Source organism: Streptomyces sp. NBC_00582 (assembly GCF_036345155.1).
Lineage (GTDB): Bacteria > Actinomycetota > Actinomycetes > Streptomycetales > Streptomycetaceae > Streptomyces.
In genome coordinates this window covers 1,406,505-1,432,573 of the sequence record NZ_CP107772.1, presented here as the reverse complement: position 1 = coordinate 1,432,573, position 26,069 = coordinate 1,406,505, and the positions used below count along the sequence as shown (strand labels likewise).

The 26,069-nt window shown below is 73.7% G+C and carries 20 protein-coding genes and 1 pseudogene; 11 read left to right on the top strand and 10 right to left on the bottom strand.

Annotation, left to right across the window (positions count from 1 at the left end):
- Window positions 1–63: 63 nt before the first annotated feature.
- A complete protein-coding gene (glpK, locus tag OG852_RS05845) occupies window positions 64–1,578 on the bottom strand; it encodes a glycerol kinase GlpK (protein WP_330347277.1) in 1,515 nt (504 codons plus the stop codon).
- A gap of 61 nt (window positions 1,579–1,639) precedes the next feature.
- Entirely contained in the window at window positions 1,640–2,407 is a 768-nt protein-coding gene (locus OG852_RS05840; RefSeq protein WP_133915985.1) for an IclR family transcriptional regulator, read from the bottom strand.
- A gap of 195 nt (window positions 2,408–2,602) precedes the next feature.
- On the opposite strand from OG852_RS05840, the gene OG852_RS05835 reads away from it, so the two are divergent.
- Both OG852_RS05835 and OG852_RS05830 read left to right on the top strand, forming a co-directional pair.
- Entirely contained in the window at window positions 2,603–3,028 is a 426-nt protein-coding gene (locus OG852_RS05835; RefSeq protein ID WP_133915986.1) for an ATP-binding protein, read from the top strand.
- A gap of 242 nt (window positions 3,029–3,270) precedes the next feature.
- On the top strand, window positions 3,271–3,744 hold the full coding sequence (locus OG852_RS05830; protein WP_133915987.1) for a roadblock/LC7 domain-containing protein: 474 nt from the start codon (window positions 3,271–3,273) through the stop codon (window positions 3,742–3,744).
- 939 nt (window positions 3,745–4,683) lie between these two features.
- Here the strand turns inward: OG852_RS05830 and OG852_RS05825 are convergent.
- Window positions 4,684–5,277 carry a hypothetical protein gene (locus tag OG852_RS05825; protein ID WP_330347276.1) on the bottom strand — a complete coding sequence of 198 codons (594 nt, stop codon included), beginning with the start codon at window positions 5,275–5,277 and terminating at the stop codon, window positions 4,684–4,686.
- A gap of 176 nt (window positions 5,278–5,453) precedes the next feature.
- Here OG852_RS05825 and OG852_RS05820 point away from each other — a divergent pair, with 176 nt between their 5' ends.
- Window positions 5,454–7,208, top strand: a complete 1,755-nt coding sequence (locus OG852_RS05820; RefSeq protein ID WP_330347275.1) for a serine/threonine-protein kinase — start codon at window positions 5,454–5,456, stop codon at window positions 7,206–7,208.
- A gap of 22 nt (window positions 7,209–7,230) precedes the next feature.
- Here OG852_RS05820 and OG852_RS05815 read toward each other — a convergent pair whose 3' ends face one another.
- The 5 genes from OG852_RS05815 to OG852_RS05795 form a co-directional block, all read right to left on the bottom strand.
- On the bottom strand, window positions 7,231–8,196 hold the full coding sequence (locus OG852_RS05815; protein ID WP_133915989.1) for a DUF1152 domain-containing protein: 966 nt from the start codon (window positions 8,194–8,196) through the stop codon (window positions 7,231–7,233).
- A 68-nt stretch (window positions 8,197–8,264) separates the two neighbouring features.
- Complete coding sequence (locus tag OG852_RS05810; protein WP_330347274.1) at window positions 8,265–9,629, bottom strand: FAD-dependent oxidoreductase; 1,365 nt, start codon at window positions 9,627–9,629, stop codon at window positions 8,265–8,267.
- Window positions 9,630–9,762: 133 nt separating this feature from the next.
- Window positions 9,763–12,459 (bottom strand): SpoIIE family protein phosphatase, encoded by a 2,697-nt coding sequence (locus OG852_RS05805; protein WP_330347273.1) that lies wholly within the window; start codon window positions 12,457–12,459, stop codon window positions 9,763–9,765.
- Window positions 12,460–12,526: 67 nt separating this feature from the next.
- Window positions 12,527–15,031 carry a SpoIIE family protein phosphatase gene (locus OG852_RS05800; RefSeq protein ID WP_330347272.1) on the bottom strand — a complete coding sequence of 835 codons (2,505 nt, stop codon included), beginning with the start codon at window positions 15,029–15,031 and terminating at the stop codon, window positions 12,527–12,529.
- Window positions 15,032–15,137: 106 nt separating this feature from the next.
- On the bottom strand, window positions 15,138–15,791 hold the full coding sequence (locus OG852_RS05795) for a lipoprotein (RefSeq protein ID WP_443064507.1): 654 nt from the start codon (window positions 15,789–15,791) through the stop codon (window positions 15,138–15,140).
- Between the two features lie 191 nt (window positions 15,792–15,982).
- On the opposite strand from OG852_RS05795, the pseudogene OG852_RS05790 reads away from it, so the two are divergent.
- From OG852_RS05790 to OG852_RS05760, 7 genes and pseudogenes are all read left to right on the top strand, one after another.
- A pseudogene (locus OG852_RS05790) lies at window positions 15,983–16,471 on the top strand (alkaline phosphatase family protein); the annotation flags it as partial.
- Window positions 16,443–16,604, top strand: a complete 162-nt coding sequence (locus OG852_RS05785; protein ID WP_330351639.1) for a hypothetical protein — start codon at window positions 16,443–16,445, stop codon at window positions 16,602–16,604. The pseudogene OG852_RS05790 and the gene OG852_RS05785, both read left to right, overlap by 29 nt.
- Window positions 16,605–16,807: 203 nt before the next feature.
- Window positions 16,808–17,617: a hypothetical protein gene (locus OG852_RS05780; RefSeq protein ID WP_443064506.1), complete on the top strand. Its 810-nt coding sequence runs from the start codon at window positions 16,808–16,810 to the stop codon at window positions 17,615–17,617.
- Between the two features lie 201 nt (window positions 17,618–17,818).
- A complete protein-coding gene (locus tag OG852_RS05775) occupies window positions 17,819–19,885 on the top strand; it encodes a DUF1996 domain-containing protein (protein ID WP_330351404.1) in 2,067 nt (688 codons plus the stop codon).
- A 151-nt stretch (window positions 19,886–20,036) separates the two neighbouring features.
- Window positions 20,037–21,773 (top strand): hypothetical protein, encoded by a 1,737-nt coding sequence (locus OG852_RS05770; protein ID WP_330347271.1) that lies wholly within the window; start codon window positions 20,037–20,039, stop codon window positions 21,771–21,773.
- A gap of 85 nt (window positions 21,774–21,858) precedes the next feature.
- Window positions 21,859–23,205: a diacylglycerol/lipid kinase family protein gene (locus OG852_RS05765; RefSeq protein ID WP_330347270.1), complete on the top strand. Its 1,347-nt coding sequence runs from the start codon at window positions 21,859–21,861 to the stop codon at window positions 23,203–23,205.
- A complete protein-coding gene (locus tag OG852_RS05760; RefSeq protein ID WP_133915994.1) occupies window positions 23,198–23,770 on the top strand; it encodes a phosphatase PAP2 family protein in 573 nt (190 codons plus the stop codon). The genes OG852_RS05765 and OG852_RS05760 overlap by 8 nt, the downstream gene beginning before the upstream one ends.
- A gap of 33 nt (window positions 23,771–23,803) precedes the next feature.
- Here OG852_RS05760 and OG852_RS05755 read toward each other — a convergent pair whose 3' ends face one another.
- The gene (locus OG852_RS05755; protein ID WP_330347269.1) at window positions 23,804–24,478 is read right to left on the bottom strand and encodes a class I SAM-dependent methyltransferase; all 675 of its coding nucleotides are present in this window, start codon (window positions 24,476–24,478) and stop codon (window positions 23,804–23,806) included.
- 204 nt (window positions 24,479–24,682) lie between these two features.
- On the opposite strand from OG852_RS05755, the gene OG852_RS05750 reads away from it, so the two are divergent.
- Complete coding sequence (locus OG852_RS05750; RefSeq protein ID WP_166663669.1) at window positions 24,683–24,856, top strand: hypothetical protein; 174 nt, start codon at window positions 24,683–24,685, stop codon at window positions 24,854–24,856.
- A gap of 15 nt (window positions 24,857–24,871) precedes the next feature.
- On the opposite strand, the gene OG852_RS05745 is transcribed toward OG852_RS05750, so the two are convergent.
- Window positions 24,872–26,050: a cytochrome P450 gene (locus OG852_RS05745; protein ID WP_330347268.1), complete on the bottom strand. Its 1,179-nt coding sequence runs from the start codon at window positions 26,048–26,050 to the stop codon at window positions 24,872–24,874.
- Window positions 26,051–26,069: the final 19 nt, after the last annotated feature.

Sequence of the window (26,069 nt, the reverse complement as noted above, 5' to 3'; positions counted from 1 at the left end):
GGGTCCCGGCGCGCGGAGCCGTCCGGACGAGCGGGGGCGGGGCCGACGGCCAACGGGCTCCGGTCACGGCGGCCTCGGCGGTTTCACCCAGCCCAGCGACCGCTCGACGGCCCGCTTCCAGTTGTCGTACTCCGTCTCCCGCCGTTCGGGGTCCATGTCCGGGATCCACTGGGCCGCCCGGTGCCAGTTGCGGCGCAGGACCTCCAGATCGGGCCAGTAGCCGGCGGCCAGCCCGGCGGCGTAGGCCGCGCCGAGGGAGACCGTCTCGGCGACCATGGGCCGCACCACGGGCACGTCGAGGACGTCCGCGACGAACTGCATCAGCAGGTTGTCCGCCGTCATCCCCCCGTCCACCTTGAGCTGCTTGAGGGCCACCGACGAGTCGGCGTTCATGGCGTCGACGACCTCCCGCGTCTGCCAGCCGGTGGCCTCCAGCACGGCCCTGGCCAGATGCCCCTTGGTGATGTACGAGGTGAGGCCGACCATGACCCCGCGCGCGTCGCTGCGCCAGTGCGGGGCGAACAGTCCCGAGAACGCGGGGACGATGTAGCAGCCGCCGTTGTCCTCGACCGTGCGGGCGAGCGTCTCGATCTCCGGCGCGCTGTTGATCAGCCCCAGCCGGTCGCGGAACCACTGCACCAGCGACCCCGTGACGGCGATGGAGCCCTCCAGGGCGTACACCGGCGGCTGCTCCCCGATCGTGTAGGCGACGGTGCTGAGCAGCCCGTGCCGGGAGCGGACGAGGTCGCCGCCGGTGTTGAGGAGCAGGAAGCTGCCGGTCCCGTACGTGCACTTCGCCTCGCCCGGGGAGAAACAGGTCTGGCCGAACAGGGCGGCCTGCTGGTCCCCGAGGGCGGCCGTGATGTGCACTCCGGGCAGGAGCGAACGGGCGGTGCCGTAGTACTCGGCGGAGGAGCGGATCTCGGGCAGCATGGGGCGCGGCACCCCGAAGAACGCCAGCAGCTCCTCGTCCCAGGTCAGGGTGCGGATGTTCATCAGCATGGTGCGGCTGGCGTTGGTGGCGTCGGTGATGTGCAGCCCGCCGTCCGGGCCGCCGGTCATGTTCCAGATCAGCCAGCTCTCCATCGTGCCGCACAGCACCTCGCCGGCCTCGGCGCGTCGCCGCAGCCCGTCGACCTGGTCGAACAGCCATCGCAGCCGCAGCGCGGAGAAGTACGTCGACGGGGGCAGTCCGCACCGGTCCAGGAAGAACTCGTCCCCGGGGTCGCTCCTGAGGGCCGTGACGAGCGGTTCGGTGCGGGTGTCCTGCCAGACGATCGCCCGGCTCAGCGGGGCGCCCGTGCTCCGGTCCCACACCACCGTGGTCTCCCGCTGGTTGGCGAGGCCGATCGCGGCGATGTCGTGCGCGCCGACCCCCGCGCCGGACAGCGTCTCGGGCACGATCCGCTGAAGATTGCGCCAGATCTCGACGGCGTCGTGCTCGACCCAGCCCGGCCGGGGGAAGTGCTGCTGGTGCTCACGCTGGGCCACCGCGGCGAGCCGTCCGTGGTGGTCGAAGAGGATGCATCGGGTGGAGTTGGTGCCCTGGTCGATGGACATCACATACCGTTCGACCATGATCGGGTCTCCCTTCCGATGACGTCCGGCGCCGTCTGCTCGCTGTCTGTGGGGAGGGTGATCACCAGCGGGTCGCGCCCAGATCCCTGGAGATCGCCCGTGCGGCCTCGCGCAGCAGGTTGATCAGGTTCGACCGGGGACGCCCCTGGTGGTCGCACACCCGCTCGAGCTGGCCGGACAGCCCGATCGCGCCCACCACCAGACCGCCGTGTCCGCGGATCGGCGCGGCGACCCCGGCCTCCCCCATGCTCATCTCCTGCACCTCGGCGGCCCAGCCGCGCTCCCGGGTCTCGGCGAGCGCCCGGCCCAGGCGGTCGCGGTCCACCAGGGTGTGCCGGGTGTAGGCCTCCAGTCCCGATTCCACGGCCGACTCCAGGGGCGCGGTGCCGAAGGCGAGCAGGACCTTGCCGAGCGAGGAGGCGTGCAGCGGCAGCAGCGACCCCACGTCCAGCGTCTGGAAGGTGTCGTCCGGCCGGAACACGTGATGGACGACGAGGACCCTGCCCTCCAGCGGGGTGCCGAGACGGACCGACTCCCCGCTGCGGGCGGCGAGGGCGTCGGCCCAGTTGATGGACCGCGAGCGCAGTTCGTTGACGTCGAGGTAGCTGGTGCCCAGATGCAGCAGGGCCGCCCCGAGCTGGTACTTTCCGGTGGCGGGGTCCTGTTCCACGAAGTCCACGTGCTGGAGTGTGCGCAGGATGCCGTGGGCGGTGCCCTTCGCCAGCCCGAGCGAGGCCGCCACCTCGCCGAGCCCGAGACGACGGGGTCCGCCGGCGAGAAGACGCAGGATCGCCGCCGCCCGTTCGATCGACTGGACCGGGCCGGTCATGAGCCGAGCCTATTACCGCGGGGAGGGGTTCGCCCCCGCTGCGGGCGGACCCGCGATCACCTGACGGCGGCGGCGTTCGGCAATGCCGACCGGCATTCGTTGACCCTCTGCCCCTTTGCTCCCTAACGTGCACTGAGGTCCGGCAAGAGTGCCGGTGCCCGGTATCGGCCGACAGCATTCACCGGAGGAGAGAAGATGGCGGTACAGCTCGGCATACTGCCCCGGGAGACAGTGGAACACGTGTGTCCGCTGCCGCCCGTCCCCGGGGCCGTCGCAGCCGTACGCCGGCGCGTGGGGGAGGTCCTCGCCGACTGGAAGGTGTCGGGGGACATCGTCGACGACTCGCTCCTCGTGGTGTCGGAGCTGCTCACCAACGCGATCGTGCACGCCCTGCCCCCGGCGGAGCTGCGGCTCTTCTGGATGCGCGGGGAGGGCGCCGGCACCCTGCGGGTGGAGGTCACGGACGCGGGGCCGGCCCTCGTGCCCGGTCAGACGCGCGCGGACATCGACCCCGACGAGCACGGCCGCGGCGAACAGATCGTCCACGCCCTCGCCGCGCGGCACGGCAAGCGGATCCACTCCGGCGGGGTCACGCGGTGGGCGGATCTCGTCGCCGCCTGAGCGGACCCGGGCCGGGGGCTCCTGATCGCGCATCGGCGCGCGCGCTCGAGGGGCAGCATGTTCCAGCGGAAAATGCCAAAGGGGTCCCCAGCGGCCGGTACTTTCCGTAACCTCGGTGTCACCCGCACTTTCTCGTTCACCCGTACCCCCACGCACTCCCGCACCGCCGGGTCGCGTCAACGGCCCTTCCCCGCCCCGCACTTGCACCGCTCCTGCCGCCCACGCGCCGAAAGGACACGGTCATGGCCGTCGAGGCCGAGGTACTGAACGAACTCCAGCGGCTGCGCACGCGTGTGCCGCAGCTCAGTGGAGCGCTGGCGGCCAGCGCCGACGGGCTCGTGCTCGCCCGGGACATGCCCGGCGTCGAGGCGGAGGCGCTGGCGGCGCTCACCGCGGCGGCGCTGGGCGTGGGGCGCCGGATGGCCGACCTCGCGGCGCGCGGCGCGTTCCGTGAACTGCTCGTCCGCGGCGCCGGCGGATATGTCGCGACCTACGCGGCCGGCCCGTCCGCCGTGCTCACGCTGCTCGCGGACGACCGGGTGAACGTCGGACGCCTCCACCTGGAGGGCCGCCGCAGCGGCACCCGCATCGCCGAACTGATGGCGGCACCCGCCACCCCCGACCGCCCCCTCGGGACCCCCCTGCCCCCGCCCCCGCCACGCCCCCTCGGCTCCCTCCCCCTGCGCATCCCCCCGCAGTCCCGCTACGGCTCCTGACCCCCGGCCCCGCGGAACCCAAGGCGTACCGGGCGGGCGGGTGCAGGCGCGGGAGCCGCGCCGGGCGATGCCGAGCACGCGGACCCCTGCCGGTCGCTGCCCCGGCGTACGCCCTGCGGAGGTCGAGGTGTGCCGGGTCGGCGCTGGCCCCCGGCGGCTCGCCCCGGGGAGGCGGTGGTCTGCTGGGCGGTGTGCTGCCCCCGGTGTGTCATGCCCTGCGAAGGTGAGGTGTGTCGGGTGGGCGTTGCCGCTTGGTGTGTCATGCCCCGGGGAGGTCGAGGTCGGCTGGGTGGGTGCTGCCGCCCGGCGGCTCGCCCCGGGGAGGCGGAGGTCTGCTGGGCGGTGTGCTGCCCCCGGTGTGTCAGGCCCCGCGAAGGTGAGGTGTGTCGGGTGGGCGTTGCCGCTTGGTGTGTCATGCCCCGGGGAGGTCGAGGTCGGCTGGGTGGGCGTTGCCGCCCGGCGGCTCGCCCCCCGGGGAGGCGGAGGTCTGCTGGGCGGTGTGCTGCCGTCGGCGTGTCAGGCCCCGCGAAGGTGAGGTGGGCGTTGCCGCTTGGTGTGTCATGCCCCGGGGAGGTCGAGGTCGGCTGGGTGGGTGCTGCCGCCCGGCGGCTCGCCCCCCGGGGAGGCGGAGGTCTGCTGGGCGGTGTGCTGCCGTCGGTGTGTCATGCCCCGCGAAGGTGAGGTGTGTCGGGTGGGTGTTGCCGCTTGGTGTGTCATGCCCCGGGGAGGTCGAGGTCGGCTGGGTGGGCGTTGCCGCCCGGCGGCTCGCCCTGCGGAGGCCGAGGTCTGCCGGGGGGTGTGCTGCCGCCGGTGTGTCATGCCCCGGGGAGGTCGAGGTGTGCCGGGCGGTGCGCTGCCCCCGGTGTGTCACGGCCCGCGGAGGTCGAGGTGTGCCGGGGGGCGCTGCCCCCGGCGTGTCATGTACCCGCCAAGGCCCCTTCAGTCGGCGGTGCCCTCGCGGCCGCGGCGTCCGGTGGCCGTACGGCGGCGGGGTCCCACCCGGTCGGGGCCGGGACCGGGGCCCGAGGGCGCGCTGAAGCCGCCGGGGACGAGGCGGGGCGGGGCCACCGTCGGGGGAGTGGCCGACGGGGGACGGGCACGGCCCTCCTGCTCCGCGTCCCTGGGCGCGGGCGGCGGCGGGACGGCACGGCTCAGCACCCGCGCGTGAGGCATCAACGGGGCGCACGCGGAGCACACTTCGGTGAGCGTCCACACCTGGCCGACCGCCGGATCGTGCCGCATCACGAGAACCACCGCCCCCGCGCAGTTGACCCGGGTGCCCTCGTGCAGCGCACACCGCTGGCGCCGGCACCAGCAGGCGGCGTCGTGATGCACCGCCGCCGCTCTGGCGTGCGCGGCCGCGTGGGCCTCCGCGAAGCGGCGCAGCGCCGCGAGGTCCCGCGAGCGGGGCGGCATCGCGCACGACGACGAGCAGGTGACCGAAGCGCTGCGGTCGCGGTGCCCGACCACACGGATCGTCCAGCAGCGGCCGGGACGGCGGGCCGAGGGGGCGTCAGGGTACGTAAGAGCCAATGCACATGTCCTTCGTGGCGTTCGTGGGGGGAGGGCGACGAGTCCGGAACGGTCCCGGCACGACGGCCCGCCGGAAGTGACCTCGTTCACAGCATGCCCGTGCCGGGACGGACCATTCGCGCTGTGCCCCCCTTGGCGGACACACCACCGTCCGCGTCTACCCCTAAGCTCCCCCCATGAACACCGGGGAACCCGACAGACGCGTCGTCGATGGCCGATTCGAGCTGCTGCACCGGCTCGGGGGCGGAGGCATGGGGTGGGTGTGGCGCGCCCGCGACCTGGCACTGCACCGTGACGTGGCCGTGAAAGAGGTACGGCCGCCGGATCCGGCGCTGGCCGAATACGACCCGGAGGGCGCCCGCACCCTGCGGGAGCGCGTCCTGCGGGAGGCGCGCGCCCTCGCCCGCGTCCACCACCCCAATGTCGTCACCATCCACCACATCGTCGACGGCGGGGAGAACACGTACCCCTGGATCGTGATGGAGCTGGTCACCGGCGGCTCGCTCCAGGACCGGCTCCAGCAGGGCGTGTTGACCCCGGTCGAGGCCGCACGCATGGGGCGCGAGGTGCTGTCCGCGCTGCGCGCCGCGCACGCCGTCGGCATCGAGCACCGCGACGTGAAGCCGGCCAACGTGCTGCTGCGCCCCGACGGACGGCCGGTGCTCACCGACTTCGGCATCGCCGCCCTGCGCGAGGCCACCAGCCTCACCGCCACCGGCTCCGTCATAGGCTCGCCCGACTTCATGGCACCGGAGCGCGTCACCGGCAAGGACGGCGGCCCCTCCGCCGACCTCTGGTCGCTCGGGATGCTGCTCTACGTCGCCGTGGAGGGCCACCACCCACTGCGCCGTTCCAGCACGCTCGCCACCCTGGCCGCCGTACTCGGCGAGGAGGTGCCGCCGCCCCGGCAGGCGGGCCCGCTGACCGGTCTGCTCACCGCTCTCCTGGTCCGCGACCCCCAGGCCCGCCCGGACGCCGAGGAGGTCGACCGGCTGCTCGCCGTGGCGACGGGGGAGGCACCGGCGGACCCGTCGCCGGGCGTCTTCGGGCCTCCGGCCGGGGGCGCCGTCGCATTCGGGGCCCCACCGGCTCCGCCCGCGGGCTTCGGGCCGCCGCCGTCGCCCGCGACGGTCACTCCCTACGCGGACCAGGCCCCGGCGTACACCGGCGCGCCGACCTCCTATCAGCTCGCCCCGCCCCCGTCCGTTCCCACCCTGTCACCCGGCGGCGTGACGGTCCCTTCCTCGGGCGTGCCGCCGCGGCCGCGCCGCAACCGTACGAGCGCCGTCCTCCTGGCCGTCTCCGGTACCGTCCTGACCGGTGTCCTCGTGTGGAACGTGGTCCCGCTGCTGACCGGCGGGGGCGGGGACGACGGTGCCTCCGGGGCCGGTGCCTCCACCGGTGCCTCGGCGAGCGCCCGTTCGGGGTCCTCCTCCGCGAGCGCCTCGTCCGGTACGGCCCAGTCCGGGGAGAAGCTCGACCTCCTCACCGAGGACGGGGTCCGCACGGTCGTGAAGAAGCTGAAGGCGGCCATGGGCGGCTCGAAGGTCACCGACCTCACGGTGTACCCGGAGTACGCCATCGCCGAGGCCCCGGTCGCAGGCAACGCCAAGCTCTACGACCGCTACGAGTACCGGGGCGGGGACGTGGCGGTGAAGAACGGTCCCGGTGGCACCGTGACCAGCGGCGAGACCCCGGTCGACCTGGACAGCTTCAACTGGGACGCGGTGCCCGGGCTGCTCGAGAAGGCCGGGAAGACCCTCAACATCAGCGACCCCACCATGCGCTATCTGGTGATCAACCCGGCGTCCACGATCTTCAACGACCCGCCGACGATGAACGTCTACCTCGTCGACGACTACGGCGGCGCCTACCTGGAGGCCGACCAGAAGGGCAACGTGATCGAGGCGCACCCGCGCGACGACGGCTGACCCGTGCGCGCGGGTCGCCGCCTCAGTGGGGGAACGCCCGTGGCTGCCGCACGAGGGGGAGTTCCTCGCGGAACTCCTCTATGCGGGTGCTGATCTGGCGCATCAGGACGGTGTCCGTGAGACGGTCGAGATAGAGGTTGCGGCGGGCCAGACCCACGGCGTCCACACAGAAGTACAGCGACATGAGCGGGTTGACGAACAGTTCGCCGTTCCGGGTGCGCTCGGTGAAGCGCACGTCGCCGAACTCGCCCCGCACGGCGGCGGCCACGGAGCCGTTGACGATGCTCGGATGCCCCGGCGTCGAGGCCTGGGCGTGCGCCACCGCGTCCAGGTACAGGGCCCCCTCGCGGCTGTCCCGGGGCAGGGAGAACGCGCCGAGGTAGGCGCCCTCGCGGTCCAGCGCGGCCAGGTTCTCCAGGACCAGGGAGTGGTTGACGCCGTGATAGGCGTCCACGCCGAACCCCAGACAGGCCACCAGCCGGTGTTCGACCTCGTCGAGCGCCCGCACGGCGGCCAGACTGGCCATGTCCTCCTCGGGTGTGCCCAGCCCGTGCTCGTCGCCCCGCATCAGGATGTCCGTGCCGCCGTCCACCAGGACGACGGCGTCGACGCCGCCGAGGTGGTCGAGGAGGGCCCGGTAGGCGTCCCGCAGCGGAGCCACACCGGTGCGCGGGAAGGCGTACACCGTGGCGGGCAGCCCCTGCCCCTCCAGCCAGCGGGCCAGGGCGTGTTCGGGGAAGTAGTCGCCGCGCGCCGGGGTGTCGGGGCGCACCGCCGCCACGTCCGGCTCCAGCCAGACCTCGGTGGGCAGTCCGTACAGCTCGGTGAAGGACAGGTTGGCGAGGTGGACGTCCTTGCCGGCCGACCGCAGGGCGAGTGCCAGCGGCAGGCCCGCGTAGACGTCGAAACCGCCGCCCGCTCCGGCGACGAGCACCCGCCGCGCCTCGCGCAGCCGGGTGAACAGGGGAGGTTCGTGGAGGGAGAACACCCCGGGAAGCTAGCAGGCGGCGATCATGCCGCCCACCGAATACCCGGGGTCCCTCCCACGGCCGGTGCCTAGGCGCCGCTCTCCCGCAGCATGTCCTCGCGCTCGACGATCTTCACGCGCTCGCGGCCCTGCGGCTCGCCCAGCGCCTTCTCGGCGGCGTCCAGCCTGTACCAGCCCTCCCAGGTGGTGAAGCGGACCTCGCGCTCGGCGAGGAACGCGTCCACGGCCTCCGGCTCCGGCGAGGACGGGGTGTGCAGACGGCCGTGCGCGTGGTCGTCCAGCAGGTTCGCCACCGTCTCGTTGGCGTCGCCCTTGGTGTGGCCGATCAGGCCGACCGGACCGCGCCGGATCCAGCCGGTGACGTACACCGACTGCAGATGCGCGCCGCTCTCCTCGATGACCCGGCCGCCCTCGTCGGGCACCGTGCCCGAGTCGAGGTCCCAGGGCAGCTTGGGCAGCTTCTCGGAGAGGTAGCCGACCGCGCGGTAGACCGCGGTGACGTCCCAGTCCTTGAACTCGCCGGTGCCCTTGACGTTGCCGGTGCCGTCGAGGGCGGTGCGCTCGGTGCGCAGACCGACGACCCTGCCGTCCTCGCCGAGGATCTCGGTGGGCGACTCGAAGAAGTGCAGGAACAGCTTGTGCGGGCGGTCGCCGGTGTCGCGGATCGCCCAGTTCTCCAGGGTCTTGGCGACCATGTCGGCCTGCTTGTTGCCGCGCCGGGTCGCGATCGAGCCCTCGTCGTAGTCGATGTCCTCGGGGTCGACCACGACCTCGATGTTCGGGGAGTGGTCCAGCTCCCGCAGCTCCATCGGGGAGAACTTCGCCTGCGCCGGGCCACGGCGGCCGAAGACGTGCACCTCCAGCGCCTTGTTGGCCTTCAGACCGTCGTAGACGTTCTGCGGGATCTCCGTGGGCAGGAGCTCGTCGGCCGTCTTGGCGAGGACGCGGGCGACGTCGAGGGCGACGTTGCCGACCCCGAGCACGGCGACCTTCTCGGCCTCCAGCGGCCAGGTGCGCGGCACTTCCGGGTGGCCGTCGTACCAGGAGACGAAGTCGGCGGCGCCGTAGGAGCCCTCGAGCTCGACGCCCGGTATGGACAGCTCGCGGTCGGCCATCGCGCCGGTCGAGAAGACCACCGCATCGTAGAAGGCGCGCAGGTCGTCCAGGCTGAGGTCGGACGGGTAGTCGACGTTGCCGAAGAGACGGATCTGCGGCTTGTCGAGGACCTGGTGCAGGGCGGTGATGATGCCCTTGATCCGGGGGTGGTCCGGGGCCACGCCGTAGCGGATCAGTCCGAACGGGGCCGGCATCCGCTCGAAGAGGTCGATGGAGACACCGGGGTCGGCGGCCGCATCGGACTTGAGCAGCGCGTCGGCGGCGTAGATCCCGGCGGGGCCGGCTCCGACGATGGCTACCCGCAAGGGGCGGGGCATGATCAGGTTCCCTTCGAGCGGCGACAGATCGACTCGGGGGAAGCCTAAGCTGAGGCATACCTAAGTCGGTACGTGGGTCCGGTCTATGGACTCATAAACGTCGTTTATGAGCCAGTGATCGTGTCCACCCCGTTCACGGCAGCGGCTGTTCCGCCCAGATGACCTTGCCCGTGGGGGTGTACCGGGTGCCCCAGCGGTCGGTGAGCTGTGCCACCAGGAACAGTCCGCGACCGCCCTCGTCCGTCATCGCCGCGTACCGCAGATGCGGCGAGGTGCTGCTCGCGTCGGACACCTCGCAGATCAGCGTGCGGTCGCGCAGCAGACGGACCCGGACCGGCGCGATGCCGTAGCGGATCGCGTTGGTGACCAGCTCGCTCAGGATCAGCTCGGTCGTGAAGGACAGCTCCTCCAGGTCCCACACTCCGAGCTGCCGCACGACCGCCGCCCGCACCTCGCCCACCGCCGCCGGATCCACCGGTACGTCCCACTCGGCGACCCGGTCCGCGCCGAGCGCCCGCGTGTGCGCCACGATCAGCGCGATGTCGTCGCTCGGGCGGGCCGGCAGCAGCGCGTCCAGGACGCTGCGGCAGGCCTCCTCCGGCGTTCCGCCGGCGCTGCGCTCCAGGGCCGTGCGCAGGAGCTCCAGACCGGTGTCTATGTCCCGCTGCCGGTCCTCCACCAGCCCGTCCGTGTACAGCACCAGCCGGCTGCCCTCGGCCAGCTCCAGCTCGGCCGTCTCGAACGGCAGCCCGCCGAGGCCCAGCGGCAGCCCGGCCGGTACGTCCGGGTACTCCACCCGGCCGTCCGGGTGGACCAGCGCCGGCGGGGGATGCCCCGCCCGCGCCACCGTGCACCGCCGCGACACCGGGTCGTAGATCGCGTACAGACAGGTCGCCCCGGACACCGGGCCATGGGCCCCGTCCGCCGCCTCGTCCTGGTCGATCCGGGTCACCAGCTCGTCCAGCAGCCCGAGCAGCTCCTCCGGCGGCAGGTCCAGCGCGGAGAAGTTGTGCACCGCCGTGCGCAGCCGGCCCATCGTGGCCGCCGCGTGCAGCCCGTGCCCGACGACGTCACCGACGACCAGCGCCACCCGGGCCCCGGACAGCGGAAGCACGTCGAACCAGTCGCCGCCGACACCGGCCTGCGCCGGCAGATAGCGGTAGGCGATGTCCAGCGCGTTCTGCTCGGGCAGGGTGCGCGGCAGCAGACTGCGCTGCAGGGTGACCGCCATGCCGTGCTCCCGGGTGAAGCGGCGCGCGTTGTCGATGGAGACCGCCGCCCGCGCCACCAACTCCTCCGCCAGGGCCACCTCCTCCGGGTCGAACGGCTCGGGCCGCTCCGACCGCAGGAAACTCACCACGCCCAGCACCAGCGTGCCCGCCCGCACCGGCACCGTGATCAGCGAGTGGATGCCGAACTCCACGATCTGCTCGGTCCGCTCCAGATCCTGCGCGCGCCAGCCCGGCGCCTCCGCCAGCCGCGCCTCCAGCACGGCCCGGGTGTTCGCCAGGGCGCGGGCCTGCGGCGCCGAGTCCACGAACCGGATCCGCTCGCCCACCGCGTACAGCGGGGAACCCTTGCGGACCCCGCCCATCGCCGTGCGCCGCAGCGCGCCCCGCGCCTCCGGCTCCTCCCCGGCGAGGACCGCGTCGAACAGATCGACGGTGACGAAGTCCGCGAACCGGGGCACCGCCAGCTCCGTCAACTCCTCCGCCGTCCTGGTCACGTCCAGGCTCGTACCGATGCCCACGCCCGCCGCGTACAGCAGGTCGAGGCGCTCCCGGGCCGCCTCCGCCCGGCCGGAGAGGGCGCGCAGCTCCGTGGAGTCGCGCAGTGTGGCCACACTGCCCGCCGGGCCGCCCGTGAGATCGGTGGGCCGCTGGTTGATCGCCAGCAGCCGGTCGCCGACCAGATGCACCTCGTCCGTGACCATCCGCCCGGACGCCAGCAGTTCGGCCGTGCCGGGATCGAGGCCCAGGTCCAGCACCTGACGGCGTTCCGCGTCCGGCGGCAGATCGAGCAGGCGGTGCGCCTCGTCGTTGGCGAGCAGCAGCTCGCCGTCCTCGCCGACGATGATCACCCCTTCGCGCACCGAGTGCAGCACCGCGTCGTGGTGCTCGTACATCCGCGTCATCTCGCGCGGCCCGAGGCCGTGGGTCTGCCGCAGCAGTCGCCGGCTGACCAGCGCGGTGCTCGCGGTGGCCAGGGCGAGGGCCACCGCGGCGGTGCCGAGGACGAGGGGCAGTTGACGGTCCGCGTTGCCGCCGACGTGCTCGGTGGTGATGCCGGACGACACCAGCCCCACGACCGTCCCGTCGGGCGCCTTCACGGGGACGACGGCCTGCACCAGCCGCCCGATGGTGCCGTCGACCTCCTCGACGACGACCCCGCCGTCCAGCGCGGGCTGGAAGTTGCCGACGAACTTCTTGCCGATGCGGTCCGGCTTGGGATGGGTGTAGCGGATGCCGTCGGTGTTCATCACCACGACGAAGTCCATGTCGGCCGCCTTGCGGGCGGCCTCCGCCGACGGCTGCAGCACCGCCGTCGGGTCGGGACTGCGCAAGGCCTCCACGATGCCCGGGGAGTTGGCGAAGGTCTGGGCGACGGCGACGGAGCGGTTGCGGGCCTCCTGGGTGCTGTCGTGCCGCACCTGCAGCAGCAGCGCCACGACGGCCGCCACGACCAGCAGCAGCACGATCGCCACCTGCAGGACGAACACCTGCGCCGCGAGACTGCGCCCGCCCAGGGCCGATTCGGGCGCACGCCGGTTGCCCGGGCCCCGGGGACGACGGGCCGGCCGGGCACTCGGGCGCCCCAGGACTCGTGCCATGTGCCATTCCTACACTGCCCGGCCCCCTGAGGCGAGAGGCGTCACACAGGGTCACGGGGCGGGTCGGTCACGCTCTCCCAGCGTGATCTTCGGGGTGGGTGGGGAGGGTGGCGAGCAACAGCGCGATGTCGTCGGCCCGGTCCGCCGCCTGCCGGGCCGAGGCGGTCAGCCGGTCGGCGACCTCCCCGAGGTAGCGGCCGGGGGAGCGCCCGGCCCCGTCACCCGCCTCGGCGAGGGCCGTGCGCAGGGCGGCGATGCCCTCGTCGATGTCGTGCCCCGGCCGCTCCACCAGCCCGTCGGTGTAGAGCGCGAGGATCGCGCCCGGCTCCAGGCGCAGTTCCGTCACCGGGTACCGGGCGCGCGGGTCGACCCCCAGGACCACCCCGCCCGGCAGGTCCACCGTCGTCGTACGGCCGTCGGGGTGGCGCAGCAGCGGCGGCAGATGGCCGGCCCGGGCGGCGTGCGCCCGGCCGGTCGCCGGGTCGAGGCGGACGTAGCAGCAACTGGCGAACTGGCCGGGGTCGAGGTCGATGAGGAGGTGGTTCGTGCCGGACATGACCTCCTGCGGCGGATGGTCGCCGAGCGCGAACGCCCGTACCGCGCTGCGGAGCTGCCCCATGGTGGCCGCCGCCTGCACCCCGTGCCCCTGGACGTCCCCGATGACCAGCGCCAGGCCCTCGCCGGCCTCCACGACGTCGTACCAGTCGCCGCCCACGTCCATGCCCTCGGTGCCCGGCAGATAGCGCCCGGCGGTCTCCACACGCGCGTGCTGCGACAGCCGCCGGGGGAGCAGGGCCTGCTGCAGCCCGCGCGCGAGGGCCGCCTCCGTGTCGTAGCGCTGGGCCTTCTCCATCGCGTGGGCGATCAGCCCGGCGAGCGCGGTGAGGACCGTGCGCTCCTCGGAGCTGAAGGCGCGCGGCACGTCGAAGCCGAGGATGCAGGTGCCGACCGGCCGGCCCGAGGCGATCAGCGGGAGGAAGGCGCGGGCGCCCCGCGTCGCGTCCAGTTCGATGCCGGGGTAGGCGGCCGCGAGCTGCTGCATCGAGTCGAAGAACAGCGGACGGCCGGTGGTGAGCGTCTCCACGCCGGGCAGCCGGGCGTCCAGGCCCACCCCCTCGAACGGAGCGAGAAAACCCTCCGGGAAACCGCTCTCCCACGCGAGGTACAGATGCCGCTCCTGGAGCAGGTAGATCGCGAGCCGCCGGCCGCCGAACGCGGGCAGCAGCTCCTGCATGACCACCGCCGACACCTGGCGGGCGGTCACCGCCTCGGTCAGCGCGATCGCCAGCACGATCGGCCGGTACAGCGGGGCGGTCTGCGCGGCCGGGTCCGGCGCCGGGACCTCGGTGTCGACCGGTTCGGGACTCCCGTCGGACGGCACCCGGTTCGCCGGGACGGCGGTACAGGTCAGCAGGTCCGCGCCGGGGTAGACGGAGATGCTCAGCCAGTCGCCCTCGAAGACCCGCGGACCGTCGGCGGGCCGCCGTACATGGAAGTGCACCGGCTCCGGCGACAGCAGCGCACCGCGCAGATGCTCCTCGCTGGTCGTCTGGTTCAGCCAGGGCACGGCGTCCCAGAGCAGCCGGCCGGTCAGCTCGGCGTGGTCCACGCCCAGGAAGTGCGCGGCCCGGGCGTTGGCGTACACGATCAGCCCCAGCCGGTCGACGCAGAACACGCCCTCCGGCAGCAGATCGGCGGCGCCGTCGGAGAGGGCGCCCGCACCGGGGTCGAGGAGGACGCCGGTGACGGACCCGGACGGCCCCTCGGCCGCCGCCCACAGCTCCAGCAGCCGCAGCCCGCCCTCCGTGGTCCGCACCTCCAGCGGCAACGGCGGCGGGCTGCCCCGCGCCGTCTCCCTCAGCAGCTCGGGAAGCCGGTGGGCGTCGGTGGGGTCCACGGCCCTCGCCAGCGCCTCCAGCGTGCCGGGTACGTCCCCCGGCGGCAGCCCGAACAGGGCCCGCGCCCGCTCGTCGGCGACGACGGTGTCGGACCCGGGGTTCCAGGAGAACCGGCCGACCCGCCCCGGCGCCGGCCCCGCGACCGGCGGCCGTACGCACACCGGCTCCTCGTCCCAGGTGGCGGGCGCGCCCTCGGCCTCCAGCCGCAGCAGCTCCACCGCCAGGCCCTCCGCCACCCGCTCCAGCCGCTCACGCCCGGCCAGCGCCTCCGCCGCGTCGGCGATCGGCGCCCGCAGCACGATCAGCACCCCGAAGGACCGCCCCCGTGCCGCGACCGGGACGTACAGGGAACCGAACGCGAACGGCAGCCCCGCCGCCAGCTGCGGATACCGCCGCATCGCCTCCGTCGCGTTCGCCAGCACCACCGGTACGCCCGTCCGCTGGACGTCCACCACCGGGAACGGCCGGTCCATGTGCACCCGCCACCAGGGCCGGAACAGCCGGCCGGGCAGCCCCGCGAGCACGGCGAGCCGCATCGTCTCCGGAACGCGGGAGCACAGGTACACGCCCCCGGCGCGCCCGTCCGCCGCCCGCAGCGCGTCGACCGCAGCCGCGGTCAGCAGCGCGGGCGGCGGCCCGGACGGCCTCCGCTCGTCCCCGGCGCTCCCAGTCATCGGCCCTACCTCGTCCGTGCGCCGCCGCGTGGGCGACACAGCAAGAATGCGCCACACCTGGCGGGATGTGCATCCGGACCCGGGAGCGGGGCGCGTCGCGGTGGCGTCAGGCCGTCGCGCGCAAGGTCTTCTTCGCGAGCTCGTACGCCGGGAGCATCTCCTCGTGCTCCTCGCTGTCCAGGCCGCCCAGGTGCAGGACGACCGGGCCGTCCGGGGTGACGACCGCGAGGGCGTGGGCGGGCTTGGTCTCCTTGCCGCCGCCGGGGGTGACGTACTCGACCTCGGTGCCGGTGAGGTCGCCCGAAGCGAAGGTGCGGTACTTCTCCCGGCCCGCGCCGTGCTCGGCGGCCACGAAGCCCTCCAGGACGGCGCGGGAGTCCGCGTCACCCGGCTCGCCGGTCCACACCCGGAGGAAGCCGATGTTCCCGGCGGGCTTGGCGTCGATCTCGCAGGCCATGGTGACGGGGCCCTGGCGCAGGAACGCGTCGGCCAGACCGGCCAGCTCCTCGCTCACCCCGTCCCGTTCCGCCTCGGCGTCGACGGCCTTCGGCTTCCAGGACTCGGCGACGTCGAAGGTGACGGGCAGCGGGCAGGCCGACCCGGCCGCACCGACGCTCGCCCCGCGCCGCGCGACCGCCGCCCCCGCGGACTCCGCCTCGCCGTCCTCGCCGGCACAGCCCGTCACCAGGGCCGTCAGCATTCCCGTCAGCGTGACGGCCAGGGTCAGCCCCCGCCGTCCGTTCCCCACCCCGTGGCGCACCGCGCGGTCTCCTCTCGACGTCGGTCGTGCACTGTAACGCGCGAGGTCAGCGGTCCCGTACCGAAATACGGCCGAGCTCCGCCGAGGCCCGGTTCAGGCCTTCGGGTGAGGGCGGCTGACCTTCCGTCACCTTCCCCGGCCGACCGGGCACCCATGGCCCTATCGGGAACACCGCTCGACAGGGGGGCACCGTGGCCGAGCCGACCCGCCGCGGACTCCTCGGTTCGGCAGCCGGCGCGCTGGGCGGGGCCGCGGCCCTGTCCCTGCTCCCGCCGATCCCTGCTCCCGCCGGGCGTGCGCCGGGCCGTCGCCGCCGGAGCGCCCCGGCGCGGCTCGCTCGCCGACGTCGAGCACGTGGTCCTGCTGATGCGGGAGAACCGCTCGTTCGACGACTACTTCGGCACCCTGTCCGGTGTGCGCGGCTTCGCCGACCCCGACGCGCTCACCCTCGACACCGGCCGCTCGGTCTTCGCGGTCCGGTCACCGACAACACCGCTGCGGTGCCCTACCGCTGGATGACGTACGCCGAGCGGCTCCAGGCGGCCGGGATCAGCTGGAAGGTGTCCCAGAAGGACGACGACTACGCCTGCAACCTGCTGGAACAGTTCGCCGCGTTCCGCGACGCCCCGCCGGGCTCCGAGCTGTACGAGCGTGGCGTACGGCCCCAGCCCGCTCGCACCCCGCCTGCCCGACGACACCGCCGAGCGACTGGCGCGGGCGCAGGAGGCGGTGGCCACGTTGCCCGCGCCCATCCTGCCGGGCTCGGCGCAGACGCTCCCGCGGCAGGAGCCGGGGAGCCGACCGCACGTGTGAGCGCCGGTGACGGTGCGTCGTCGTGCGGATGCCCGCAGTCGCGGTGCGCGTCGGAGTGATCCTGGCGGGCCCTCCCGGCGTCTTCACAGGAGCGACACCGGCCGACCCGCCGGGGTGGCGTCCCTTGCCGGTGACGTGCGGCGATCCCACCGCGCGCACGGGAGGGGGAGTTGTTGCGACGAGCTTACTTGGGGGACCCCTTGGTGATCCTGCGTCCAGAAGTGGAGGGGCGCCGCACCGGCCAGGCCGGGGACGGCGCGGGCGGACGGCGCCGCGGTGCCCCGCTCCGGGCCGCCGCGTTCGTCGGCCGGACGCTGCGCGACGAGTTGTACGGCATCGTCGTCGACCCCCTCCGGCAGCTGCGCCGGCGTGGCCCCTCGGCGCTGCTGCTGGCCTTCGTGGCCTGCGGCGGCGTGATCTTCTTCCACGCGATCGCGCAACACCCGGCCGGGGAGACGGCCGTGCGGATCGTCGGCGGCGTCCAGGGCGACCTCCCGCTGTGGCTCGCCCTCCTGCGCACCCCGATCTCCCTGTACGTCCCCGCCCTCGACCTTCCGGTGTGGGCCGGCATCACCCAGCTCTTCCTGGCCTTCGCCCTCGCCGAACTCGCCCTCGGCCGGCTCAGGACACTCGCCGTCGCCTACGCCGCCACCCTGGCCGGCACCCTCACCGTGCGGGTGATGATCGCGATGGGGCCCGGCTGGTGGGGGCTCGGACTGCCGCCCGAGGCGGGGCAGGTGCTCGACACCGGCCCGTCCGCCGCCGTCGTGGGCCTGTTCACCTACCTCTCGGTGGTGCGCCGCGCCCCCGTCGTCTTCTTCCTCACCGGAGGCTCGATGGTGGTCGAGTCGATCGCCAAGCCCAATTTGGCCGGCCGCGAGCATCTGATAGCCGTCGCCGCCGCCGTCGCCCTGGGCCTCTACCACGAACGGGCCCGGCTCAGGCGGCTCTTCGGGACGCCGGTGTTCCTGCCCGCCGCGGCACCGAAGACCCGGCCGGGAGGGTCCACCTGAGATCTTGCTATGAATTCGTGGGTCGGTTGAACACTCCTGCGCCCTTCCGCGTATAGGGCCGGGGGATTTCATGCCCAGGCCGCCGACGACGACGAACTCGCGTAGGAGCACTCCTTGGTACAGAACAGACGCAGACGCCCGACGGGCGGACGGCGGGCGACCTTCGCCGCGGTCGCCCTGATCCTCGGCGGCGGCGGGCTGATGGCGGTGAACGTCTACGCCTCGGCCACCTCCAACGGCGACACGGTCGAGCTGACCGGTGGAGGCTCGGTCACCATCGACTGCCCCGACGTCGGCACCGGCCTCACCAGCGTCCCCGACGGCGCCAGGCAGGAGGTCGACCGCGAACTCGCCGCCCTGGACCAGCAGATAGCCGCCGCCTACCAGCAACTCCAGGATCAGGCGCAGGCGGTACGCCAGGACCCCGGCTTCGCCGACAACGCGGTGATGAACCCCCTGAAGGAGAAGCGGGGCGCCACGATCGGCCGGATCGCCGAGGCCATCGACCGTGACGGCGACCGCCCGGACGGCCTGGACTCCCTGGCCGCCTGTTCCCTGCGCGTCACCGAGGAGCAGGAGCAGCAGGGGCAGGGCGGCCAGGAGGGGCAGCAGCAGGGGCAGCAGCAGGGGCAGAACGCAGGCCAGGGACAGGGCTCGGCTCAGGAGCCCGGTCAGAACGGTCAGCAGGGCAACGGCGGGCAGGCCGGCAACGGTCCCGTCGCCGGGGACTACGTCGACATCACCGGGGTCGCGGCCACCCAGCAGCTCCCCGACCCCCGCTCGGGCCCCTCGCGCGGCACCTTCGTCACGAGCTGCGGCGTGAACGAGAACGGGCTGTTCAACTCGGACAACGTGATCGTCGCCCCCGGTGTGAGCAACGGCGCCCACCACTTCCACGACTACATCGGCAACCAGTCGAACACCGCCTTCGCCTCCGACGAGGACCTGGCGAACGCCGAGACGAGCTGTGTGGACCAGGGCGACAGGTCCACGTACTACTGGCCGGTCCTGCGGCTGCAGAACGGCACGCAGGAGCAGGACGCCAAGAGCCCCGGCGGCGGCGTCGAGGGCAACGCGGGCGAGATCGTCACCCCGAAGGACGTCACGCTGACCTTCGTCGGCAACCCGGTGTCCAAGGTCACCGAGATGCCCCGGCTGCTGCGCATTATCACGGGTGACGCCAAGGCCTTCGTCAACGGCCCGGCCAACGCCAACGCCTCCTGGAGCTGCACCGGTTTCGAGGACCGGCAGCTCAAGGACAAGTACCCGCTGTGCCCGTCCGGCAGCGACGTGGTGCGCACCTTCCGCTTCCAGAGCTGCTGGGACGGCAGCAACATCGACAGCGCCAACCACCGCACGCACGTGGCCTTCGCCGCCCCCGACGGCACCTGCCCGTCCGGCTTCGAGGCCATCCCGCAGCTTGTGCAGCGCATCGTCTACGACGTCGACGCGCCGAGCCTCGGCGACGGGGGCCGTACGACGCCGCTGTTCGCGGTGGACTCGTTCCCCGAGCAGCTCCACAAGCCGGTGACGGACCACGGCGACTTCATCAACGTCTTCGACGAGGACCTGATGCGGCAGATGGTCGACTGCATCAACGAGGGACGCACGTGCGGCGCCGGGACGGGTGACGACGGCTCGGACGACGGTTCCGGGAACGGGTCGGGCGGCGGTACCGGCAACGGCGCGGGTGACGGCTCCGACAACGGCTCCGGTGACGGGGCCGGTCAGGGCGGCGGGGCGAACGGCGGCTACGGCGGCGGTTCGGACGACGACACCGGTGACGGCGGCCAGCAGCCCCCAGCCCAGTCCCAGGCCCCCGAGGTCCCGGCGACCGAGCCCGCCGGCACGGAGCCCGAGAAGGGCGGCACCGGCAACGGCGGCGCCTCGGCCGGCACGGACACCCGGGACGACACCAGGCCCGACGTGGACTCGCCCAAGGCGGCCGTCTCCGCCCCCGCCGAGAAGCCGGCGGACAAGCCCGCCGCGGACAAGCCCGCGGACAAGCCGGCGGGCCGGCCGGCCGGTGAGGTCGGCACCGCCGCGACCGCCCCGGCGGGGAACCCGGCACCGGCCGGCGACGACACCCGGGCACCCGTCGACAGCGGTGCCCGGCCCCCGGCCGGAACCGGCAACGTCACCGAGCCGCAGGCCGTCTCGGGCAGCCTGGCCGAGACCGGCGGCAACCTGTGGCCCGCGGCCGGCGGCGGCCTCCTGGTGATCGCCGGGTTCGTCGTGCTCTACCGGAACGTCCGCCGCACCGCCTGAGACACCGGATCACGGAAGTGGGGCCCGTCGCAGCGCCGACGGGCCCCTCACCCCGTACGGGTGCTCCCGCCCGAAGCCACCGCCCCGCCCCCGGCCCGCGCGGTATACGTCGCTCGAGCCGCCGCGCGACGATGGGAGCACCATGGAATCCGTGGAGTACGTGAATGCGGACGGGGACGGGGCCGTACGGACCGACGACGTCGACTACTACGACCTCGGCGCCCATGGCCGGCCCGTGACGACCTCCTCCCCGCAGGCCCAGCGGTGGTTCGACCGAGGGCTGGTGTGGTCGTACGCCTTCCACCACGAGGAGGCGGTGGTCTGCTTCGAGGCGGCGGCCCGGGCCGACCCCGGCTGCGCGATGGCGTACTGGGGCATCGCCTACGCCCTCGGCCCCAACTACAACAAGCCCTGGGAGTTCTTCGACGACCAGGACCTCGAGCGGACCGTGACCCGTACCCACGCGGCCGTGGAGCTGGCCCACGCCAGGGCGGCCGGCGCCACCCCCGTGGAACGGGCGCTGATCGGCGCGCTGCGCGCCCGTTATCCGCAGCCCCGGCCGGCGCCCGACTGCGCGGTGTGGAACGAGCCGTACGCCGACGCCATGCGCGCCGTCCACGCTCTCGCCCCCGACGACCTCGACGTCGCCGCGCTCTACGCCGACGCCCTGATGAACCTGACCCCCTGGCAGCTCTGGGACGTGCGCACCGGCCGCCCCGCCGAGGGCGCCCGCACCCGGGAGGCCCAGGAGGTGCTCGACCGGGCGCTCACCGACCCGGCGGCGGCCGTGCACCCCGGTGTCCTGCACTTCTATATCCACCTGATGGAGATGTCGCCCGCCCCCGAGGCCGCCCTCCGGGTCGCCGACCGGCTGCGCGGGCTGGTGCCGGACGCCGGGCATCTCCAGCACATGCCCTCGCACCTGGACGTGCTGTGCGGCGACTACCGGCGGGTCGTCACCGACAACACCGCGGCGATCGCCGCCGACGAGAAGGTCCTGGCCCGCTCCGGCCCGATGAACTTCTACACGCTGTACCGGTGCCACGACCTCCACTTCAAGATCTACGGCGCGATGTTCCTCGGCCGGTGCGCGACGGCCCTGGAGACCGTGGACCGTCTGGAGGCCACGATCCCGGAGGACCTGCTGCGGGTGGAGAGCCCGCCCATGGCCGACTGGCTGGAGGCCTTCCTCGGCATGCGGTTCCACGTCCTGATCCGCTTCGGCCGCTGGGCCGACATCCTCGCCCTGCCGCTCCCCGCCGACCCGGACCTCTACAGCTTCACGACCGCGCTGCTGCGCTACGCCCGCGGGGTCGCCCTCTCCGCCACCGGGCGGGTCGCGGAGGCCGAGTCCGAACGCGCGCTGTTCCGGGCGGCGGCCGGACGGGTGCAGGAGACCCGCATGCTGTTCAACAACACCTGCGCCGACATCCTCGCGATCGCCTCCGCGATGCTCGACGGCGAGCTCGCCTACCGCAAGGGCAGCCACGACCTCGCCTTCGCCGCCCTCGAACGCTCCATCGCACTGGACGACAGCCTGCCGTACGACGAGCCGTGGGGCTGGATGCAGCCCACCCGGCACGCCTACGGCGCCCTGCTCCTGGAACAGGGCCGCGTCGCGGAGGCGGAGGCCGTGTACCGGGCCGACCTCGGGCTCGACGACACCCTGCCGCGCCCGTCCCAGCACCCGGGCAACGTCTGGTCCCTGCACGGCTTCCACGAGTGCCTGGTGCGCCAGGGCAAGGACGCGGAGGCCCGGATCGTCGCCCAGCAGCTCAAGTTCGCCGCCGCCCTCGCCGACGTACCCGTCCGGGCGTCCTGCTTCTGCCGTCTGGAGCCCCCCAACGACCCGGATGGCGCAGCTGATTGCTGTGCCATGGACAATTGACCGACTGCTGTCCAGACACATCGGGGGGACCTCGGAGCATGGCGGGCGCACAGTGAACGAGACGCTTTCGAAGTGGACCGCGGGCATGACGGCCAAGGACGCCGTCGCCCGCGCACGCAGATGGGCCCGGCTCGCCCTGGTCCTCGTCCTCGGCTGTGCGGCGGTCGTGGCCGGCGGCGCCGGGTCCGGCGGCTGGGTCGTCCTGCTCACCGGCCTCGCCGGTCTCGCCCTCGCCGGGGCCGGCGTCTGGTGGATGCTCGCCCACCGGGGCGGCGCCCGGTTCCTCGGCGGGGTGCTCGCCGTCACCTCGCCCGTGGGCGTGCTGGTCCTGTACGCCACCTCCGGGCTGTGGGTGGTGGCGGTCGGCGCCCTCGCCCTGTGGGGGGCCGCCCTGGCCTCGGCCCGTCAGTCGCTGCGCAGCCTGCGCCGCCCCAAGGGCACCCACGGCCGACGCGTCCCGCCGCCCCGCCGACCGGTCCTGATCATGAACGTGCGGTCGGGCGGCGGAAAGGTGGAGAAGTACGGCCTCGTCGCGCGCGCCGAGGCGCTGGGCGCCAAGGTGGTGCTGCTCGGCACCGGCGAGGGCTGGACCGACCCGGTCGTGGAGGCCCGCAAGGCCGTCGCCGAGGGCGCGGACCTGCTCGGCGTCGCGGGCGGCGACGGCACCCAGGCGCTCGTCGCGGCGGTCGCCGCCGAGCACGACGTGCCCTTCATGGTCATCGCCGCCGGCACCCGCAACCACTTCGCCATGGACCTCGGCCTGGACCGCACGGACCCCGCGCTCAGCCTCGACGCCCTCACCCACGGGGTGGAACTGCGCGTGGACCTCGGGGACGTCGACGGGCGGGCGTTCGTCAACACCGTCTCCTTCGGGGCGTACGCGGAGATCGTGCAGAGCCCCGAGTACCGCGATGCCAAGGCCGCCACCGCCCTGGAACACCTGCCCGACCTGCTGCAGGGCGCCGCCGGACCGACCCTCGACGTCCGCGCGGACGACATCGTCCTGCACGCTCCGCAGGCGGTCCTGGTCAGCAACAACGCCTACGCCCGCGCCGACCCGTTCGGCGGGGGCCGCCGGCCCCGGCTGGACGCCGGTCGGCTCGGAGTGATCGGCGTCCGCGTGGAGGGCGCCGCCCAGGCCGCCGAACTCGCCCTGCTCGGGGAACGGGCCAGCGGCATCACCACCCTCGCGCCGCACCGCGTGGTCGTCGACGCCGACCGGGACCGTATCTCGGTGGCCGTCGACGGCGAGGCGCTCGAACTGCCCACCCCGGTGGTGTGCACCGTACGGCCCAGCGTGCTCCGGGTCCGGGTGCCCCGACACCGCCCCGGCGCCGCCTACGCGCCACCGACGGTCGACTGGCGGCGCATCGTGCGCCTCGCCCTCGGCCATCACGACCCCCGGACGATCAAGGATGCCTACGATGTCTGACCGCCTGCCCAAGCTCACCACCCCGCCGCTGGTCCGCGACCTCGCCACCCTCGACCAGGCGCTCTACGAGACGGTCACCATCACCAGGACCCCCACCCTGGACACCGCGCTGCGCCGGCTGTCCGCCGCCGCCGACCACTCCAAGCTGTCCTTCGCGGTCGCCGCCGGACTGGCCCTGTGCGGCGGCCGCTCGCGCCGTGCCGCCGTGCTGGGCGTCGCGGCCATCGGGGTGGCCTCGACGACCGCGAACCTGGTCGGCAAACGGCTCGTACGGCGCCGGCGGCCGCACCGCTCGGAGGACTCGCCGTTCCCGGGCCGGCACGTCCCCATGCCGGAGTCGGCGTCCTTCCCGTCCGGGCACACCGCCTCGGCCGTCGCCTTCGCGGCCGCCGTCGGCCCGGCGCTCCCGGTCGCCGCCGTCCCGCTGGGCGCGCTCGCCTGCGCGGTCGGCTACTCCCGGGTCCACACCGGTGTGCACTATCCGGGCGACGTCATCGCCGGCGCGCTCCTCGGCACCGGCTCCGCGGCCCTGGTCCTGGCCCTCGCGGGCCACGCACAGCGCTGAGCCCCCGGCCTGGCGCCCCGGCAGGCCGCGGCGCTAGCTCCTGCCGCAGCAGAGGAAGAGGTGGGGTTCGGGCACGGCCTGGGGATGGTCGGGGGTGAACAGGGTGTCCTCCTCGGCCAGCACCGTCAGTCCCGCCGCCCGGACCACCTCGACGAGATCCTCCCCGGCGAAGCTCGTGACCCGGACCGGCTGCCCCATGAACACCGCGTCCACGCCCTCCACGTCCAGCGGCACGGTGGCCAGCACCAGACTGCCACCCGGCCGCAGGGCCCGCGCGAGACGCCCGATCAGCGCCGACTGCCGGGCACGGTCCATCTGGAGCAGCGAGAAGTAGACACAGACCGCGTGGAACGAGCCCTCGTCCAGCGGAAGATCCCGCACGTCGGCGCAGACGAAGCTCGCCCCGGGCACCTGCCGCTCGGCGATCGAGACCATGACCGGGGAGACGTCGACCCCGAGCACCTCGTGCCCCGCCGCCACGAGGGTCTCCGCCGTCGGCCGGCCCGTGCCGCTCCCGACGTCCAGGACCCTGCTGCCCGGCGCGAGCCGCCCGAGCAGCCACTCCAGGGACCTGCGGTGCGCCTCCGCGTGCGCGAACGCCTTCTCGTAGCCGGAGCCCAGCGCGTCGAACACCGCCGCCGCGCGCCGCCCGTCGTCCTCGCCTGCCAAGTCGGCCCCTTTGCCTCGTGGTGAGCGGATCCCGGGCATTTTCGCACTTCCGGGCGGGTCCGACGGGTGAATCGGCGGGCAGACGGTGATCGGTTCACGCCAGGTGAGCGGGAACCGCCCCCGAAACGGCCGGAATCCCATTTTCCGCTACCGTGAGTAACATGGTCCACTTTCCTTCGTCGTGGGCCTACTCGTGAGTAGGTCCGCCCCCGACCACCCGTCGTATCGTTCGGAGGACCCCCCATGCCCTCTTCAGAGGACGCTCTGTACCAGGCCCGAGCCGCCTACGAGGAGCACACCCGCACCTGCCGTCAGTGCCACGTCGACAGGTCGCCCTGCGCGGTCTCCAAGCTTCTCCTGCGCGCCTACAACAACGCCCGCAGGGCGCAGGCACGCACCGGCTCCGCACTGCGCTGACGCGGCCCCCACGGCTCACGCCGGGACGGTCACCGTCAGGTCCCTGATCTCGTAACCGCCGATCTCCTCCTTGAAGGAGACACGCGGTACGCCCGTCATCCGCAGCCCGTCGAGCGCGAACAGCCGGCTGAGCAGGACGTCCGCCTCCAGTACGGCGACGGGGGCGCCCGGACAGCGATGGGCACCGTCCCCGAAGGCGAGCCCGGCCGCACCCGGGCCCAGCTCCATCGCCCGGCCGGGACGCACGAGACACGGACCGCCGCCCACCACCGCCGGATCGGCGTTGGCCTCGTCCACATGCACCGTCAGCAGCTCACCGGCCGCCACCGGTGTCCCGCCGACCGTCACGGGCGCGGTGGTCCGGCGGGCCAGTCGCCCCACGACAGGCTCCAGCCGCAGGATCTCCTGCAGCAGCGCCAGCCGCTCCGGCTCCGCCGCCGCCCGGTACCGCTCCAGCAGCCCCGGATCGGCGAACAGATGCCAGGCGGCCACACAGATGAACTCCCGAGTGGTGACCATCCCCGCCGCCGCGTACGTCAGGCACTCACCGAGGATCTCCGCCTCCGAGCAGCCCTCGGCCAGCAGATGTGAGATCAGATCGTCCCGCTCGCGGCGCCGGTGGGCGCGGATCGCCGGGCGGACGTCGCCGAGATGGATCGCCAGCCAGTTCGCGTTCCCCCGCACCAGCCAGTACAGACCCCGCGCGCTGGTCAGCCCCGGCCGCCCGAACTCCTCGGGGAAGAACCGCTCCAGCCGCCGCTTCAGCCCCGGGCGGCTGTGCGTGAGCCCGATGATCTCCCGCACCACCTCGATCGCCATGGTGAAGCCCAGGTCGGCCACCTGCGCGGTCCCGGCCGCCCGCAGCGCCGCCACCTGCTCCACGGCCACGCGGGTCATGAGCGCGCGGTAGTGCTCGTCCACCCGCCGGGGGGTGAAGAACCGCGCGGTCTGTCGGCGTTGCTCCCGATGCTCCGGCCCGTCCTGGTACAGCACGGGCCGGCGGACGCGCCGCGGCAGCTTCTCCACGGTCTCGATCCCGAGACCCGCCTGGACGGTCTCCGTGCTGCGCAGCACCTCCCGGGCGGCCGCGTACCCGCGCACGACCCAGCTGCCGTCCGCCGCACGGCTCACCGGACAGCCGGGCGGCGCGGACCCCCGGTCCACCTTGCGCACGCTCTCCCGCTCGTCCGCCACCGGACCTCCTCCCTCACAC

Bases quoted from the DNA above. Each gene is read 5' to 3' on its own strand.
- glpK (WP_330347277.1), bottom strand. From the start codon at position 1,578: ATGGTCGAACGGTATGTGATGTCCATCGACCAGGGCACCAACTCCACC.
- OG852_RS05840 (WP_133915985.1), bottom strand. From the start codon at position 2,407: ATGACCGGCCCGGTCCAGTCGATCGAACGGGCGGCGGCGATCCTGCGT.
- OG852_RS05835 (WP_133915986.1), top strand. From the start codon at position 2,603: ATGGCGGTACAGCTCGGCATACTGCCCCGGGAGACAGTGGAACACGTG.
- OG852_RS05830 (WP_133915987.1), top strand. From the start codon at position 3,271: ATGGCCGTCGAGGCCGAGGTACTGAACGAACTCCAGCGGCTGCGCACG.
- OG852_RS05820 (WP_330347275.1), top strand. From the start codon at position 5,454: ATGAACACCGGGGAACCCGACAGACGCGTCGTCGATGGCCGATTCGAG.
- OG852_RS05810 (WP_330347274.1), bottom strand. From the start codon at position 9,629: ATGCCCCGCCCCTTGCGGGTAGCCATCGTCGGAGCCGGCCCCGCCGGG.
- OG852_RS05805 (WP_330347273.1), bottom strand. From the start codon at position 12,459: ATGGCACGAGTCCTGGGGCGCCCGAGTGCCCGGCCGGCCCGTCGTCCC.
- OG852_RS05800 (WP_330347272.1), bottom strand. From the start codon at position 15,031: ATGACTGGGAGCGCCGGGGACGAGCGGAGGCCGTCCGGGCCGCCGCCC.
- OG852_RS05775 (WP_330351404.1), top strand. From the start codon at position 17,819: ATGGCGGTGAACGTCTACGCCTCGGCCACCTCCAACGGCGACACGGTC.
- OG852_RS05765 (WP_330347270.1), top strand. From the start codon at position 21,859: ATGACGGCCAAGGACGCCGTCGCCCGCGCACGCAGATGGGCCCGGCTC.
- OG852_RS05760 (WP_133915994.1), top strand. From the start codon at position 23,198: ATGTCTGACCGCCTGCCCAAGCTCACCACCCCGCCGCTGGTCCGCGAC.
- OG852_RS05755 (WP_330347269.1), bottom strand. From the start codon at position 24,478: ATGCCCGGGATCCGCTCACCACGAGGCAAAGGGGCCGACTTGGCAGGC.
- OG852_RS05750 (WP_166663669.1), top strand. From the start codon at position 24,683: ATGCCCTCTTCAGAGGACGCTCTGTACCAGGCCCGAGCCGCCTACGAG.